Origin of the sequence: Pseudomonas lalucatii (assembly GCF_018398425.1) — a bacterium.
In the GTDB taxonomy this organism is placed as follows: domain Bacteria; phylum Pseudomonadota; class Gammaproteobacteria; order Pseudomonadales; family Pseudomonadaceae; genus Aquipseudomonas; species Aquipseudomonas lalucatii.
In genome coordinates this window covers 2417003-2432230 of the sequence record NZ_JADPMV010000001.1, presented here as the reverse complement: position 1 = coordinate 2432230, position 15228 = coordinate 2417003, and the positions used below count along the sequence as shown (strand labels likewise).

14 protein-coding genes and 1 other RNA gene are annotated in these 15228 nt (G+C 68.8%); 10 read left to right on the top strand and 5 right to left on the bottom strand.

The window, feature by feature from the left end; all coding sequences use genetic code 11:
• Nucleotides 1–11: 11 nt before the first annotated feature.
• From I0D00_RS11080 to I0D00_RS11060, 5 genes are all read right to left on the bottom strand, one after another.
• Nucleotides 12–461 carry an EVE domain-containing protein gene (locus tag I0D00_RS11080; RefSeq protein ID WP_213639767.1) on the bottom strand — a complete coding sequence of 150 codons (450 nt, stop codon included), beginning with the start codon at nt 459–461 and terminating at the stop codon, nt 12–14.
• Nucleotides 462–839: 378 nt separating this feature from the next.
• Nucleotides 840–1436 (bottom strand): 5-formyltetrahydrofolate cyclo-ligase, encoded by a 597-nt coding sequence (locus tag I0D00_RS11075; protein WP_213639766.1) that lies wholly within the window; start codon nt 1434–1436, stop codon nt 840–842.
• Between the two features lie 48 nt (nt 1437–1484).
• Nucleotides 1485–1663: non-coding RNA, 6S RNA (gene ssrS / locus I0D00_RS11070), on the bottom strand.
• Between the two features lie 30 nt (nt 1664–1693).
• Nucleotides 1694–2008: a cell division protein ZapA gene (locus I0D00_RS11065; protein WP_213639765.1), complete on the bottom strand. Its 315-nt coding sequence runs from the start codon at nt 2006–2008 to the stop codon at nt 1694–1696.
• Nucleotides 2005–2214 carry a TIGR02449 family protein gene (locus I0D00_RS11060; protein ID WP_208707910.1) on the bottom strand — a complete coding sequence of 70 codons (210 nt, stop codon included), beginning with the start codon at nt 2212–2214 and terminating at the stop codon, nt 2005–2007. Before I0D00_RS11060 ends, I0D00_RS11065 begins: the two co-directional genes overlap by 4 nt.
• Nucleotides 2215–2360: 146 nt before the next feature.
• On the opposite strand from I0D00_RS11060, the gene I0D00_RS11055 reads away from it, so the two are divergent.
• The 10 genes from I0D00_RS11055 to gcvP all read left to right on the top strand — a co-directional run bounded on the left by I0D00_RS11055 (nt 2361) and on the right by gcvP (nt 15211).
• Entirely contained in the window at nt 2361–2912 is a 552-nt protein-coding gene (locus I0D00_RS11055; RefSeq protein WP_213639764.1) for a YecA/YgfB family protein, read from the top strand.
• A 34-nt stretch (nt 2913–2946) separates the two neighbouring features.
• Nucleotides 2947–4281: a Xaa-Pro aminopeptidase gene (gene pepP / locus I0D00_RS11050; protein ID WP_213639763.1), complete on the top strand. Its 1335-nt coding sequence runs from the start codon at nt 2947–2949 to the stop codon at nt 4279–4281.
• Nucleotides 4282–4285: 4 nt separating this feature from the next.
• Nucleotides 4286–5473, top strand: coding sequence for a 2-octaprenyl-6-methoxyphenyl hydroxylase (gene ubiH / locus I0D00_RS11045; RefSeq protein WP_213639762.1), 1188 nt, complete (start codon nt 4286–4288; stop codon nt 5471–5473).
• Between the two features lie 122 nt (nt 5474–5595).
• A complete protein-coding gene (locus I0D00_RS11040; RefSeq protein ID WP_213639761.1) occupies nt 5596–6813 on the top strand; it encodes a 2-octaprenyl-3-methyl-6-methoxy-1,4-benzoquinol hydroxylase in 1218 nt (405 codons plus the stop codon).
• A 179-nt stretch (nt 6814–6992) separates the two neighbouring features.
• Nucleotides 6993–7994: an extracellular solute-binding protein gene (locus I0D00_RS11035; protein WP_213639760.1), complete on the top strand. Its 1002-nt coding sequence runs from the start codon at nt 6993–6995 to the stop codon at nt 7992–7994.
• A 92-nt stretch (nt 7995–8086) separates the two neighbouring features.
• Nucleotides 8087–8716, top strand: coding sequence for a hypothetical protein (locus tag I0D00_RS11030; protein ID WP_213639759.1), 630 nt, complete (start codon nt 8087–8089; stop codon nt 8714–8716).
• A gap of 94 nt (nt 8717–8810) precedes the next feature.
• Nucleotides 8811–10427, top strand: coding sequence for an ABC transporter permease (locus I0D00_RS11025; RefSeq protein WP_213639758.1), 1617 nt, complete (start codon nt 8811–8813; stop codon nt 10425–10427).
• A gap of 238 nt (nt 10428–10665) precedes the next feature.
• On the top strand, nt 10666–11763 hold the full coding sequence (gene gcvT, locus I0D00_RS11020; protein WP_213639757.1) for a glycine cleavage system aminomethyltransferase GcvT: 1098 nt from the start codon (nt 10666–10668) through the stop codon (nt 11761–11763).
• Nucleotides 11764–11860: 97 nt separating this feature from the next.
• Nucleotides 11861–12250, top strand: a complete 390-nt coding sequence (gene gcvH / locus I0D00_RS11015; protein ID WP_213639756.1) for a glycine cleavage system protein GcvH — start codon at nt 11861–11863, stop codon at nt 12248–12250.
• Nucleotides 12251–12334: 84 nt separating this feature from the next.
• Entirely contained in the window at nt 12335–15211 is a 2877-nt protein-coding gene (gene gcvP / locus I0D00_RS11010; RefSeq protein WP_213639755.1) for an aminomethyl-transferring glycine dehydrogenase, read from the top strand.
• The last annotated feature ends 17 nt before the right edge of the window (nt 15212–15228 follow it).

The window sequence follows — 15228 nt, the reverse complement described above, 5'->3', positions numbered from 1 at the left end:
GCGGCACGGCCCTAGCGCAGGGCGAGGATGGCCGTCCATTGCGCGCTGTTCACCGGCATTACCGACAGGCGGTTGCCGCGCTGGACCAGGGGCAGCTCGAGCAGGGCGCTCTGTAGCTTCAGTTCGGCCAGCGGGATGACCCGGGCGAAGGCCTCGACGAAGCGTACGTCGACCGCGCTCCAGGGGTTCTTGTCGACGCTGGCCTTGGCGTCGAAGTAGTGGCTGAGCGGGTCGAGCGCGCTCGGGTCGGCATAGGCCGGACGGCTGATGCGGGCGATGCCGGCGATGCCGGGCTCCGGGCAGCTGGAGTGATAGAAGAAGAACGCGTCACCGGCCTGCATGCTGCGCAGGAAGTTGCGCGCCTGGTAGTTGCGCACCCCGTCCCAGCGGGTTTCGCCGAGGCGCTGCAGGTCGTGGATGGAGAGTTCGTCCGGTTCCGATTTCATCAGCCAGTAAGGCATGAACTTTGCTCCGTTTGTTCGGTCCATTTAGCGAGCCTATGGTCGTATGTGCAGCCGACAACCGTTTGGCGCCTGATCTTGCGAGGCGCCCGAGGTTGGCCGACAATGCCGGCCCTCGCGCCAGGCAGCATATTCGGCCGATAAGAAAAACGCCGCCGGTCCACCGTGCGCAGTGTGCCTTGAAGGGGGAGGCATTCGATGAAACGCAAACCAGATCTATTGTGGGTATTGGTCATACTGTTCAGCCTGGGCATGGTTACCACGGGTTACACCCAGAGCCTGTGGGACCGCCAGAACCAGGCGCCCGCCGTCCTTAGCCAGCAGCCCTGAGGCCTCGGGGCCAGGTGCTCCGCCACCGCCGCTAGGGCGGTGGCGGCCTCAGTACCAGCCCTTGTCCGTCACCGTCGCCTCGAGCGGCACGTCCCAGCTGGCCATGCTCAGCCGATCCACCTGCTGGCACTCGTGGGCCAGGCCCAGGAGGGTCGGCTTGTGCCAATTTTTGCGCATGTCGCGATAGCCCAGGCTGCGATCGTAGAAGCCGCCGCCCATGCCCAGGCGGCCGCCGAAGCGGTCGAAGCCGACCAGCGGCAGCAGGATCAGGTCCAGCGCCCAGATCTTGCGCTGTTGCGCGCGGCTGCGCGTGGGCTCGGGGATGCGGAAGCGATTCGGCGTCATCTTCTCGTGGGCGCGCACCCGCTGGAACACCATCTTGCTGCGCGGCCAGTGGTTGAGCACCGGCAGGTAGGTGGCCTTGCCGCGGCGCTGGGCGGCGCGCAGCAGCGGCCGGGGGTCGATCTCGCCGTCGTTGGGCAGGTACAGGGCGATGTGGCGGGCGCGCCGAAAGCGCGGATGGTGACTCAGCTGGCGATAGAGGTCGCGGGCGGCGCGGCGCTGGGCCGGTGCGTCGAGGGCGCCGCGGGTCTTGCGCAGCAGGCGGCGCAGCTGCGCGCGGGTCAGGTCGTTGGCTTCGAGCATATCAGGCGAGGTACCGGTTGCCGGGAGCGGGCAGCAGGTAGGAAGGGGTGACTCCCCGACGTGCCGCTGTCGGTTTAGCCCTTGAACCCGAGAGTTCAAGGTGGAGGTTGCAGGAGGCGTTAAGGCTTTCCGTCAGGCGGACATGCACACCTGCCTCAACATGCAACCCCCGGGTTTGTGCGTATCGGCTCAGGGACATCACCAACTGGCGCACACCCCAGGGAGTGGCGGCCAGTATACCCGAATCGACGCTGGCGTCAGCCATTGTGGCCATCGACTTCGTTGTTCAGGGCGCCATCGACCCGCTCGAGCAGGCTACGCACCTGGTCGCGGGTACTGCTGGTGTGCCGTTCCAGGTGCTGCTCCTTGTGCAGCAACTCGTGGGAAATGTTCAGGGCGGCCATCACCGCCACGCGGTCGGCGCCGATGACCTTGCCGCTCGAGCGGATCTCGCGCATCTTGCCGTCCAGGTAGCGGGCGGCGCTCTCCAGGTTGGCGCGTTCGTCCGGCGGACAGGCGATGCAATATTCTTTGTCCAGGATATGGACGGTGACGGTATTCGACTGGGTCATGAGTCCTGCTCCAGGGCTTTGAGGCGCGAAATCATCGATTCGACCTTGTGCCGGGCCATTTCGTTCTTTTCGATCAGATGGGCGCGTTCCTCGCGCCAGGCCTTTTCATTCGCCAGGAGAAGTCGGTTGTGGGCCTTGAGCTGCTCGACGCGCTGGATCAGCAGGTCCAGCTTGGTCGTAAGGGCGTGCAGATCGGCGTCTTCCATGGGCTCTCGCTAAGGCAAGGGTTGACCGGAGTGTATAGGCGCGGGCGGCCGCGGGGTCAAACCCGCCGATGGTCTTGCCGCGCCTGCCGGTGCTAGGATACGAGGCCCCCATTCTAGTGATTGCGCCGTCTGGCGCCTAGTTATCTATGCCGACTTCCAGCTCCGCCTACGCCGCCTTCGCCGCGCTGCTCGCCAGCAGCGCCAATCCCGTGTCTCCCGCCGAACTGCACGGCCTGTTGCTGGGGCGCAGCTGCGCCGGCGCCGGCTTCGAGGTCGACGGCTGGCTGGTGGACGCCGCCGAGTTGCTCGGCGAGGCGCCGCAGGACAGCGTGCGCCAGGCGCTGATCGGCCTGCAGGAGATGGTCAAGGGCGAGCTGGCCGGCGACGAGGTCGCCGTGGTGCTGCTGCTGCCGCCGGACGAGGCGCCGCTGCGGGAGCGGGCCAAGGCCCTGGGCCAGTGGTGCCAGGGCTTCCTCGGTGGCTTCGGCCTGACCGCCGGCGACCAGGCGCTGAGCGCTGAGGCCATGGAGGTGCTGCAGGACCTGTCGGCCATCGCCCAGGTGCAGAATGCCCTGGAGGAGTCGGAAGACGGCGAGAACGACTATATGGAAGTGATGGAGTACCTGCGCGTCGCCCCGCTGTTGCTGTTCAGCGAATGCGCCAAGCCGGTGGCGGCCGCCAAGCCGTCGCTGCACTGATTCCTCATCCCACACGCACTGGACCAGGCCGCCCATGACCAGCATCCCCAAGTCGGAATACGCCCGTCGGCGCAAGGCGCTGATGGCGCAGATGGAGCCCGACAGCATCGCCATCCTGCCGGCGGCGCCGGTGTACATCCGCAACCGTGACGTCGAGCACGTGTATCGCCAGGACAGCGACTTCCAGTACCTCTCCGGCTTCCCCGAGCCGGAGGCGGTGATCGCCCTGATCCCCGGCCGCGAGCACGGCGAGTACGTGCTGTTCTGCCGCGAGCGCGATCCCGAGCGCGAGCTGTGGGACGGCCTGCGCGCCGGCCAGGACGGCGCCATCGCTCAGTACGGCGCCGACGACGCCTTCCCCATCGGCGACATCGACGACATCCTCCCCGGCCTGATCGAGGGCCGCGAGCGGGTGTACTACGCCATGGGCACCAACCAGGAGTTCGACCGCCACCTGATGGAGTGGATCAACGTGATCCGCTCCAAGGCCCGCCAGGGGGCCCAGCCACCGAACGAGTTCGTCGCCCTCGACCACCTGCTGCACGACATGCGCCTGTACAAGAGCGCCGCCGAGGTCAAGGTGATGCGCGAGGCCGCGCAGATCTCCGCCCGCGCCCACATCCGCGCCATGCAGGCCAGCCGCCCCGGTCTGCACGAGTTCCACCTGGAAGCGGAGCTGGACTACGAGTTCCGCAAGGGCGGGGCGAAGATGCCGGCCTACGGCTCCATCGTCGCCGCCGGCAAGAACGCCTGCATCCTGCACTACCGCGAGAACGACGCGCCGCTCAGGGACGGCGACCTGGTGCTGATCGACGCCGGCTGCGAGATCGACTGCTACGCCAGCGACATCACCCGCTGTTTCCCGGTGGGCGGGCGCTTCTCCCCGGAGCAGAAGGCCATCTACGAACTGGTGCTGGCGGCCAACGAGGAGGCGTTCAAGTACATCGCCCCCGGCAGGCACTGGAACGAGGCCCACGAGGCCACCGTGCGGGTGATCACCGCCGGCCTGGTGGAACTGGGCCTGCTGCAGGGCGAGGTCGATGAGCTGATCGCCAGCGAGGCCTACAAGCCGTTCTACATGCACCGCGCCGGCCACTGGCTGGGCATGGACGTGCACGATGTCGGCGACTACAAGGTTGGCGGCGTCTGGCGCGAGCTGGAGGTCGGCATGGCCATGACGGTCGAGCCGGGCATCTACATCGCCGCCGATAACCAGAACGTGGCGAAGAAGTGGCGCGGCATCGGCGTGCGCATCGAGGACGACGTGGTGGTGACCAAGGACGGTTGCGAGATCCTCACCACCGATGTGCCGAAGACCGTCGCCGAGATCGAGGCGCTGATGGCCGCGACCCGCAACGAGGTGGCCTGAGGTCATGCAGCGCGCCAACCTGGCGATCATCGGCGGCGGCCTGGTCGGTGCGAGCCTGGCCCTGGCCCTGCAGGGCGCGGCCAAGGCGCGCGGCTGGACGATCTGCCTGATCGAGGCCTTCACCCCGGGCGACGGCTACCAGCCCAGCTACGATGCGCGCGCCACCGCGCTGTCCTACGGCTCGCAGCAGATCTACCAGCGCCTGGGCCTCTGGCAGCAGATCGCCCGGCGCGCCGAGCCGATCCAGCAGATCCACGTCTCCGACCGCGGCCGCTTCGCCGCGGCGCGCCTCAGCGCCCTGGAGGAAGGGGTGCCGGCGCTCGGCTACGTGGTGGAGAACGCCTGGCTCGGCCAGTGCCTGTGGCAGGCGCTCGACGCCGAGGTGGTCAGCTGGCGCAGCCCGGCCCAGGTGACGCGCCTGGAAGCCCTGGCGGGCGGCTACCGGCTGACCCTGGACGACGAATCCTGTTTGGCGTGCGAGCTGGCGGTGCTGGCCGACGGCGGCCGCTCCGGCCTGCGCGAACAGCTGGGCATCGGCGTCAGCCAGCGGCCCTACGGGCAAAGCGCGCTGATCGCCAATGTCAGCCCGCAGGAAGCCCACCGCGGCCAGGCCTTCGAACGCTTCACCGAGGACGGGCCCATGGCCCTGCTGCCGCTGCCGGACAACCGTTGTGCGCTGGTCTGGACCCGGGCCGCGGCCGACGCCGAGCGCCTGCTGCGGCTGGACGAGGCGGGCTTTCGCGACGAGTTGCAGCAGGCCTTCGGCTATCGCCTCGGCGCCATCCGCCAGGTCGGTGCCCGCCACCTCTACCCGCTGGCGCTGGTCGAGGCCCAGGAGCAGGTGCGTCCGCACCTGGTGGTGCTGGGCAATGCCGCCCACAGCCTGCACCCGATCGCCGGCCAGGGTTACAACCTGTCCCTGCGCGATACCCAGGCCCTGGCCGAGGCGCTGCTGGCCAGCCGCGCGCCGCTGGGCGACTTCGCCGTGCTGCAGGGCTATCTGCGACGGCAGCGGGGCGATCAGCAGCTGACGGCGGGCTTCTCCGACCGGGTCACCCGCCTGTTCAGCAACGGCGAGCCGCTGCTGGCCGCCGGGCGCAACCTCGGCCTGCTCGGGCTGGACCTGTTGCCGCCGGCCAAGCGCTGGTTCGCCCGCCAGGCCATGGGCCTGGGCACCCGCGGGCAGCCTTGAGCCGGCTCGTGGACATGGGGCATTCGGCGTGCGGGTTGCACGGGCTGCGCCGGCCCCCGAATCTCTATCTCCCCTGCCTGGGCGCCGCTATGCGGAGGCGTCAGGCTGTTTAAGGAAAGGACATGGATGCGGATCTGATCATCGTCGGCGCCGGTATGGTCGGCAGCGCCCTGGCGCTGGCGCTGCGGGACACGGGCCTGGAGATTCTGCTGGTCGATGGCGGCGCGCTGAGCGTCGCGCCCTTCGACCGCACTGCGCCGTTCGAGCCGCGGGTCAGCGCGCTCTCGGCGGCCAGCCAGCGGGTGCTCGAGCGCCTCGGCGTGTGGCCGGGCATCGCCGCCCGGCGCGCCAGCGCCTATGCCGAGATGCGGGTGTGGGATGGCACCGGCACCGGGCAGATCCACTTCAGCGCCGCCAGCGTGCACGCCGAAGCGCTCGGCCACATCGTCGAGAACAGTGTGGTGCAGGATGCCCTGCTCGAGCGCCTGCACGACAGCAGTATCGGCCTGCTGGCGGGGGCGCGACTGGAGCGCCTGCGCCGTTCCGGCGACGGCTGGCTGCTGAACCTGGCCGATGGCCGGGAGCTGCGGGCGCCCTTGCTGGTGGCGGCCGACGGCGCCAACTCGGCGGTGCGCCGCCTGGCCGGCTGCGCCACCCGCGAATGGGACTACCTGCATCACGCCATCGTCACCAGCGTGCGCTGCGCCGAGCCGCACCAGGCCACGGCCTGGCAGCGCTTCACCGACGACGGCCCGCTGGCCTTCCTGCCGCTGGACGCCGGCCCCGACGAACACTGGTGCTCGATCGTCTGGTCGGTGGTGCCGGACGAGGCCGGGCGCCTGATGGCGCTGGACGATGGCGCCTTCTGTCACGAGCTGGGCCGGGCCTTCGAGCAGCGCCTCGGCGCGGTGCTGCACGCCGACCGGCGCCTGTGCATCCCGCTGCGCCAGCGCCACGCCAAACGCTATGTCGAGGAGGGCCTGGCGCTGATCGGCGATGCCGCCCACAGCATTCATCCGCTGGCCGGGCAGGGGGTGAACCTTGGCTTCCTCGATGCCGCGGTGCTCGCCGAAGTGCTGCAGCATGCCCAGGGGCGCGGCGAACGGCTGGCCGAAGAGCGGGTGCTGAGCCGCTTCGAGCGTCGGCGCATGCCCCACAACCTGGCGATGATGGCGGCGATGGAGGGCTTCGAGCGGCTGTTCCAGGCCGACCCGCTGCCGCTGCGCTGGCTGCGCAACGCCGGCCTGGACTGGGTCGACGGCCTGCCCGAGGCCAAGGCCCTGTTCGTCCGCCAGGCCCTGGGACTGTCCGGCGACCTGCCGCAGCTGGCGCGCCCCTGAGCCGCGTCGGTCCCGGCCTGCGCGCAGCATGCAGCGGGGCGGGCGAGGGGGCGGGGTTCCGGGCGGCAACGGTGGCTACGGCGGTCAGCGGTCGATCCTGGCGAAGACAGGTTGAGAAACTAAATAGGATTCACTAGTATTCGTCGCCTCAGTTTCCTTTCGAACAAGAGGCAGGATCCATGCAAGTAAGCAAGCGTTTGTTCGCCGCCCTCACCCTTACCGCGCTGGCCGGCGCCGTGCAGGCCGCCGACGAGGTGGTGGTTTACTCCGCGCGTATCGACGAGCTGATCAAGCCTGTGTTCGATGCCTATACCGCCAAGACGGGCGTGCAGGTGAAGTTCATCACCGACAAGGAAGCGCCGCTGCTGGCTCGCCTCAAGGCCGAGGGCGAGAACACCCCCGCCGACATGCTGATCACCGTGGATGCCGGCAACCTCTGGCAGGCCGAGCAGGAAGGCGTGCTCAAGCCGCTGCAGTCCGCGACCATCGAGCAGAACATCCCGGCCCAGTACCGTTCCAGCACCGGTAGCTGGACCGGCCTGTCGCTGCGCGCGCGGACCGTCGTCTATTCCACCGAGCGGGTCGAGCCGAGCGAGCTGACCAGCTACGAGGCCCTGGCCGACAAGAACTGGGAAGGCCGTCTGTGCCTGCGCACCAGCAAGAAGGTGTACAACCAGTCGCTGACCGCCACCCTGATCGAGACCCATGGCGCGGCCAAGACCGAGGAGATCGTCAAGGGCTGGGTGAGCAACCTGGCCACCGACGTGTTCCCGGACGACACCGCGCTGATCCAGGCGATCGATGCCGGCCAGTGCGACGTGGGTATCGTCAACAGCTACTACTTCGCCCGCCTGCACAAGCAGAAGCCGGACCTCAAGGCCAAGCTGTTCTGGCCGAATCAGGACGGTCGCGGCGTGCACGTCAACCTGTCCGGCGCCGGCGTGACCAAGCATGCCCCGCACGCCGAGGCCGCGCAGCAGCTGCTGGAGTGGATGACCGGCGACGAGGCCCAGGGCCTGTTCGGTGCGCTCAACCAGGAGTTCCCGGCCAACCCGAAGATCGCCCCGTCCGAGGAGGTCGCCGCCTGGGGTAGCTTCAAGGCCGACAGCATCCCGGTGGAAGTGGCCGGCAAGCGCCAGGCCGAAGCCACCATGCTGATGGATCGCGCCGGCTGGAACTGATCTGCCGGCAACAGGGTTATAATCCGCAGCCGCGACTCAGGTCGCGGCTTTTTATTACCCGTGGCTGGCCCACCGATGACAAGGAAGTACCCATGATTTCATTGAGTTTCTCCAGGCGTCCCGCCGCCGTGATTGTCGTGCTGCTGGCATTGCTCGCGCTGACGGGCTGTCAGTCGAGGCTGATGGTCGCGCCCCCGACCTCGGATCTGCCGGTGGTGGTCCAGGACAAGGCCCTGGTGGTGTTCATGCGGCCATCCTCGTTCGGCGGGGCCATACAGTCCTCGGTCTACGACACCCAGGGCGAGGGCCAGGACCTGTTTGCCGGCGTCGTTTCGGCCGGCAGCAAGGTGGCCTACCAGGCCGAGCCAGGCCGCCATCTGTTCATGGTGGTTGGGGAGAACGCCGATTTTCTGGAGGCCCAACTGGAGGCCGGCAAGCGCTACCACGTGCTGGTAAGCCCGCGCATGGGCATCTGGAAAGCCCGTTTTTCCCTGCTGCCGATCCGTAACGATGGGGCCAGCAAGCACAATCTCCGCTCCGCCGAGTTCCGCCGCTGGGACGAGGCGACCGAGTGGATGGCGATTGGCCCCGAGGCCGAGGCCTGGTTTCGTCGCAATGCCGACAGCATTCGCGCGCGCAAGCTCGAGTATCTGCCGAAATGGCAGGGCAAAAGCGCAGACGATATCGCCGTGCGCACGCTGCGGGTCGAAGATGGAATCTGATTCCGCGCGATAGGTTTCCCGGTTTTGCAGCATTGGCGCGCAGACAGGGAAGGTCGGGCGCATAGAGATCTCAAGCAGTGAATGAGGAGAGTCTGTGGCCCACCCTGCCCAGCATCGCTGGTACCCCATCGCCTTCGCCGTCGCCCTGTTGGTGCTGCTGCCGCTGAGCGTGCTGCTGCTGAGCTGGCATGAGGTGGACCGGCAGATCTGGGCGCACCTGTGGCAGACCCAGATGCTGCGCCTGCTCGGCAACACCCTGGTGCTGGTGCTGGGGGTGGGCGTCGGGGTGACCCTGCTCGGGGTCAGCCTGGCCTGGCTCACCAGCCTCTGCGAGTTTCCCGGGCGGCGCTGGCTGGACTGGGCGCTGATGCTGCCGTTCGCCATCCCTGCCTATGTGCTGGCCTTCGTCTTCGTCGGCCTGCTGGATTTCGCCGGGCCGCTGCAGGGCCTGTTGCGCGACTGGTTCGGCGGCGACCTGCGGCTGCCGCGGGTGCGCTCCACCGGCGGGGTGATCGTCGTCCTGGTGCTGGTGTTCTACCCCTATGTCTATCTGCTGGCGCGCAACGCCTTCCTGGCCCAGGGCAAGGGCCTGATGGAGGCCGCGCGGGTCCTCGGCCTGAGCCCGTGGCGGGCATTCTGGCGGGTGGCCCTGCCGGTGGCGCGGCCGGCCATAGGCGCCGGCCTGGCCCTGGCGATCATGGAGACCCTGGCCGATTTCGGCGCGGTCTCGGTGTTCAATTTCGACACCTTCACCACCGCGATCTACAAGACCTGGTACAGCTTCTACAGCCTGACCAGCGCCACCCAGCTGGCCAGCCTGCTGCTGTTCGGCGTGATGCTCGCGCTGTACGGCGAACGTCGCGCCCGCGGTGCGGTGCGGCCGAGCAACGAACGGCCGCGGGGCAAGGCGTTGTACCACCTCAAGGGCGGCCAGGCGCTGGCCGCCAGTGCCTGGTGCGGGCTGGTGTTCGCCTGTGCCTTCGTCATCCCGGTGCTGCAGCTGCTGGTGTGGTTCTGGCAGCGCGGCCGTTTCGACCTGGACGAGCGCTACAGCGCGCTGATCCTGCACACCCTCTACCTCGGCGGTCTGGCCGCGCTGATCACCGTCGGCGTGGCCCTGCTGCTGGCGTTCTCGCGGCGCCTGGCGCCGACCCGGCCGATGCGCTCGCTGGTCGGCCTGGCCAATCTCGGCTATGCGCTGCCGGGTTCGGTGCTGGCGGTGGCGATCATGCTGGCGTTCAGCTACCTGGACCGTCACCTGGTGATCCCGCTGTCGGCCTGGCTGGGCGGACCCGCCCAGCCGTTGCTGCTGGGCAGCCTGTCGGCGCTGCTGCTGGCCTATATGATCCGCTTCATGGCGGTGGCCTACGGGCCGGTGGAGAACAGCCTGGCGCGGATCCGCCCGTCGTTGCCGGAGGCCTCGCGCAGCCTCGGGGTCGGCGGCATCGGGCTGTTCCTGCGGGTCTACCTGCCGTTGCTGGTGCCGGGGGTGCTGTCCGCGGCGCTGCTGGTGTTCGTCGACGTGCTCAAGGAGATGCCGGCGACCCTGCTGATGCGCCCCTTCGGCTGGGACACCCTGTCGGTGCGGGTGTTCGAGATGACCAGCGAGGGCGAGTGGGCGCGCGCCGCCTTGCCGGCCCTGACCCTGGTGCTGGTCGGCCTGTTGCCGGTGATCCTGCTGATCCGCCGCTCCGCGCGGCGCATCGGCTAGGCGGAGGGCGCCGCGCGCCGCTGCCAGCCGTTGCCCCATGGCGGCGCCGGCTCGACCCTGGCAATGAGTCCATCGGCCAAGATGACCCGTCCGGGCCTTGCGGCTACAATGCGCGCCATTCGCCGCGGGCCGTCATCCGGACCGGGTGCGCGAACCCCATGCCTGCGACCCCGGTCGGCAGGCTCAAGCGGGCTTCGGCATCTGCCCGCGGCTCTGCCAAGCCCGCAAGGAGACATCCATGGGACAGCGCACAGCTCTTTACGACCTGCACCTCGCCCTGGGGGCGAAGATGGTCGATTTCGGCGGCTGGGACATGCCGCTGCATTACGGCTCGCAGGTCGAGGAGCACCATCAGGTACGCCGCGACTGCGGGATCTTCGACGTCTCCCACATGTGCGTGGTGGATGTCTGCGGCGAGCAGGCCCAGGCCTTCCTGCAGCAGCTGCTGGCCAACGACGTGGCGCGCCTGCAGGTACCCGGCAAGGCGCTGTACAGCGCCATGCTCAACGAGCAGGGCGGAGTGGTCGACGACCTGATCGTCTACCTGACCGGCACCCTCGAGGCCCGACCGAGCTATCGCCTGGTGGTCAATGCCGCCACCCGCGCCAAGGACCTGGCCTGGATGCGCCAGCGCAGCGCCGGCTTCGCCGTCGAACTGCAGGAGCGTGGCGAACTGGCCGTGCTCGCCATCCAGGGTCCCCAGGCCCGGGCCAAGACCGCCGAGCTGGTGACCCAGGCCCGCGCGGCGCTGATCCATGAGCTCAAGCCCTTCCAGGGCCTGGCCGAGGGCGACTGGTTTATCGCCCGCACCGGCTACACCGGCGAAGACGGCCTGGAGATCATGCTGCCGGCCGAGCAGGCGGTGGCCTTCTTCAACGACCTGGTCGGCGCCGGCATCTCGCCGGTCGGCCTGGGCGCGCGCGATACCCTGCGCCTGGAGGCGGGCATGAACCTGTACGGTCAGGACATGGACGAGGACGTCTCGCCACTGGCCGCCAACATGGCCTGGAGCATCGCCTGGGAGCCGACCGAGCGCCAGTTCGTCGGCCGCAGCGCGCTGCAGGCGCAGCGGGCGGCCGGCAACCAGGCCAAGCTGGTCGGCCTGGTGCTGGAGGAGCGCGGCGTGCTGCGCGCCCACCAGACGGTGCGGGTCGAGGGCCTGGGCGAGGGCGAGATCACCAGCGGCAGCTTCTCGCCGACCCTGAACAAGTCCATCGCCCTGGCGCGGGTGCCGGCGGCCACCGCCGAGCGCGCCGAGGTGGAGATCCGCGGCAAGTGGTTCCCGGTGCGGGTGGTCCAGCCGAACTTCGTGCGCCATGGCAAGGCACTGATCTAGGCGCCCGGTTTTTCCGACGCAAGGCCGACGCCCTGGCGCGCGCCTGCTAAATTTTCCAGACGGCGCGGTCGCCGTCATGTCTGATGAGGAACGATACATGAGTACTATCCCCGCCGATCTGCGTTACGCCGCCAGCCACGAATGGGCCCGCCTGGAGGCGGACGGCAGCGTCACCGTGGGTATTTCCGACCACGCCCAGGAGGCCCTGGGCGACGTGGTGTTCATCGAGCTGCCGGAGGTCGGCAAGACCCTGGCCGCCGGTCAGGAAGCCGGGGTGGTGGAGTCGGTCAAGGCCGCCTCCGACATCTACTCGCCGATCGGTGGCGAGGTGATCGCCATCAACGAGGCCCTGGCCGACAGTCCCGAGAGCGTCAACGGCGACCCCTACGGCAGCTGGTTCTACAAGCTCAAGCCGAGCGATGTCAGCGAGCTGGACAAGCTGCTGGACGCCGCCAGCTACCAGGCCAAGGCCGACGCGGACGCCTGATCGATCGGGCAGAACTCTGAGTTTTTCCTAAGCTGATAGAGCCTCGCATCGTCGAGGCTTTGTCTTTTTAGCAGAGTGATGGCCATGTCCCAGACCCCCCGTCTTTCCCAGCTGCAGCAGCCCGACGCCTTCCTGCGTCGCCACCTAGGACCGGACGAGGCCGAGCAGCAGGCCATGCTGGCCGTTCTCGGTCTGCCCAGCCGCGCCGCCTTGATCGAGCAGACGGTGCCGCCGGCGATCCGTCTGAAACGGGCCCTGGAGCTGCCGGCGGCCCTGGACGAGCGGGCCGCCCTGGCCAAGCTGCGCGGTTACGCCGAGCAGAACCAGGTGTGGACCAGCCTGATCGGCATGGGCTACTACGGCACCCTGACCCCCACGGTGATCCTGCGCAACCTGCTGGAAAACCCCGGCTGGTACACCGCCTACACGCCCTACCAGCCGGAGATCGCCCAGGGGCGCCTGGAGGCGCTGCTGAACTTCCAGCAGCTGACCATCGACCTGACCGGCCTGGAGCTGGCCAGCGCCTCGCTGCTCGACGAGGCCACCGCCGCCGCCGAGGCCATGGCCCTGGCCAAGCGCGTGGCCAAGAGCAAGAGCAACCTGTTCTTCGTCGACGAGAACTGCCACCCGCAGACCATCTCCGTGGTGCGCACCCGCGCCGAGGCCTTCGGCTTCGATCTGGTGATCGCCGCCGTGGACGAGCTGGCCGCCCATCAGGTGTTCGGCGCACTGCTGCAGTACCCCGACACCCACGGCGAGATCCGCGACCTGCGGCCGCTGATCGAGCAGCTGCATGCCCAGCAGGCCCTGGCCTGCGTCGCCAGCGACCTGCTCAGCCTGCTACTGCTGACCCCGCCGGGCGAGCAGGGGGCCGACGTGGTGTTCGGCTCGGCGCAACGCTTCGGCGTGCCCATGGGCTACGGTGGCCCCCATGCGGCCTTCTTCGCCACCCGCGATGCGTTCAAGCGGGCCATGCCTGGGCGGATCATCGGCGTGTCCAAGGACAGCCGCGGCAACCTGGCGCTGCGCATGGCCCTGCAGACCCGCGAGCAGCACATCCGCCGCGAGAAGGCCAACTCCAACATCTGCACCGCCCAGGTGCTGCTGGCCAACATCGCCAGCTGCTATGCGGTGTACCACGGCCCCGAGGGCCTCAGGCGCATCGCCCAGCGGGTGCACCGGCTGACCGCGCTGCTCGCCGCCGGCCTGGCGCAGCACGGCATCGCCCGCGTCAACCGATATTTCTTCGACACCCTGACCCTGGACGTCGGCGGCAGCCAGACGGCGATCATCGACTCGGCCAAGGCGGCGCGGATCAACCTGCGCATCCTCGGTCGCGGCAAGCTCGGCGTCAGCCTCGACGAGACCTGCGACGAGCAGACGGTGATGCAGCTGTTCGCCATCTTCCTCGGCGCCGACCACGGGCTGGAGGTGGCCGCGCTGGATGCCGGCGCGGTCGACGCCGGCATTCCCGCCACGCTGGCGCGCAGCAGCGGCTACCTGAGCCATCCGGTGTTCAACGCCCACCACAGCGAGACCGAGATGCTGCGCTACCTCAAGCAGCTGGAGAACAAGGACCTGGCGCTGAACCAGGCGATGATCCCGCTGGGCTCCTGCACCATGAAGCTCAATGCCACCAGCGAGATGATCCCCATCACCTGGCCGCAGTTCGCCGACCTGCATCCCTTCGTGCCGCTGGAGCAGGCCCAGGGCTACAAGGCGATGCTCGACGAGCTGGAGGCCTGGTTGTGCGCCATCACCGGCTTCGACGCCATCAGCATGCAGCCCAACTCCGGCGCCCAGGGCGAGTACGCCGGGCTGCTGGCGATCCGCCGCTACCACGAGAGCCGCGGCGACAGCCAGCGCACCATCTGCCTGATCCCGGCCTCGGCCCACGGCACCAACCCCGCCTCGGCGCAGATGGCCAGCATGCGCGTGGTCATAGTCGAGTGCGACGCGGCGGGCAACGTCGACCTCGACGACCTCAAGCGCAAGGCGGCCGAGGCCGGCGAGCAGCTGGCCTGCCTGATGGCCACCTACCCCTCGACCCACGGCGTCTACGAGGAGGGCATCCGCGAGATCTGCCAGGTGATCCACGCCCAGGGCGGCCAGGTGTACATGGACGGCGCCAACATGAACGCCCAGGTCGGCCTGACCCGCCCGGCGGATATCGGCGCCGACGTCTCCCACCTGAACCTGCACAAGACCTTCTGCATCCCCCATGGCGGCGGCGGTCCGGGCATGGGCCCGATCGGCGTGCGCGCCCATCTGGCGCCCTTCGTCGCCAACCACCCGGTGGTCGAGCTGCAGGGGCCCAATCCGCAGAACGATGCGGTCAGTGCCGCGCCCTGGGGCAGCGCCAGCATCCTGCCGATCAGCTGGATGTACATCGCCATGATGGGGCCGCAGCTGGCCGATGCCACCGAGCTGGCGATCCTCTCCGCCAACTACCTGGCCAACCAGCTGGGCGGCGCCTTCCCGGTGCTGTACAGCGGGCGCAATGGCCGGGTGGCCCACGAGTGCATCCTGGATCTGCGCCCGCTCAAGGCGCAGACCGGGATCAGCGAGGAGGACGTGGCCAAGCGCCTGATGGACTACGGTTTCCACGCGCCGACCATGTCCTTCCCGGTACCCGGCACGCTGATGGTCGAGCCGACCGAGAGCGAGAACAAGCACGAGCTGGACCGCTTCGTCGAGGCGATGCTGAGCATCCGCGCGGAGATCGCCAAGGTGCAGAGCGGCGAGTGGCCGGCCGAGGACAACCCGCTCAAGCATGCGCCGCATACCCTGGCCGACCTGCTCGACCCCTGGCAGCGGCCCTACAGCATCGAGGTGGCGGTGACGCCGACCGCGCACTGCCGGGCCCACAAGTACTGGCCGACGGTCAATCGGGTCGACAACGTCTACGGCGACCGCAACCTGTTCTGCGCCTGCGTGCCGCTGGATGCTTATCGGGAGTGAGGAGGCTCCTACGCATG

Bases quoted from the DNA above. Each gene is read 5' to 3' on its own strand.
- gcvP (WP_213639755.1), top strand. From the start codon at position 12,335: ATGTCCCAGACCCCCCGTCTTTCCCAGCTGCAGCAGCCCGACGCCTTC.
- I0D00_RS11040 (WP_213639761.1), top strand. From the start codon at position 5,596: ATGGATGCGGATCTGATCATCGTCGGCGCCGGTATGGTCGGCAGCGCC.
- I0D00_RS11035 (WP_213639760.1), top strand. From the start codon at position 6,993: ATGCAAGTAAGCAAGCGTTTGTTCGCCGCCCTCACCCTTACCGCGCTG.
- I0D00_RS11080 (WP_213639767.1), bottom strand. From the start codon at position 461: ATGCCTTACTGGCTGATGAAATCGGAACCGGACGAACTCTCCATCCAC.
- I0D00_RS11065 (WP_213639765.1), bottom strand. From the start codon at position 2,008: ATGACCCAGTCGAATACCGTCACCGTCCATATCCTGGACAAAGAATAT.
- I0D00_RS11030 (WP_213639759.1), top strand. From the start codon at position 8,087: ATGATTTCATTGAGTTTCTCCAGGCGTCCCGCCGCCGTGATTGTCGTG.
- I0D00_RS11055 (WP_213639764.1), top strand. From the start codon at position 2,361: ATGCCGACTTCCAGCTCCGCCTACGCCGCCTTCGCCGCGCTGCTCGCC.
- pepP (WP_213639763.1), top strand. From the start codon at position 2,947: ATGACCAGCATCCCCAAGTCGGAATACGCCCGTCGGCGCAAGGCGCTG.
- ubiH (WP_213639762.1), top strand. From the start codon at position 4,286: ATGCAGCGCGCCAACCTGGCGATCATCGGCGGCGGCCTGGTCGGTGCG.
- I0D00_RS11075 (WP_213639766.1), bottom strand. From the start codon at position 1,436: ATGCTCGAAGCCAACGACCTGACCCGCGCGCAGCTGCGCCGCCTGCTG.
- I0D00_RS11060 (WP_208707910.1), bottom strand. From the start codon at position 2,214: ATGGAAGACGCCGATCTGCACGCCCTTACGACCAAGCTGGACCTGCTG.
- gcvH (WP_213639756.1), top strand. From the start codon at position 11,861: ATGAGTACTATCCCCGCCGATCTGCGTTACGCCGCCAGCCACGAATGG.
- gcvT (WP_213639757.1), top strand. From the start codon at position 10,666: ATGGGACAGCGCACAGCTCTTTACGACCTGCACCTCGCCCTGGGGGCG.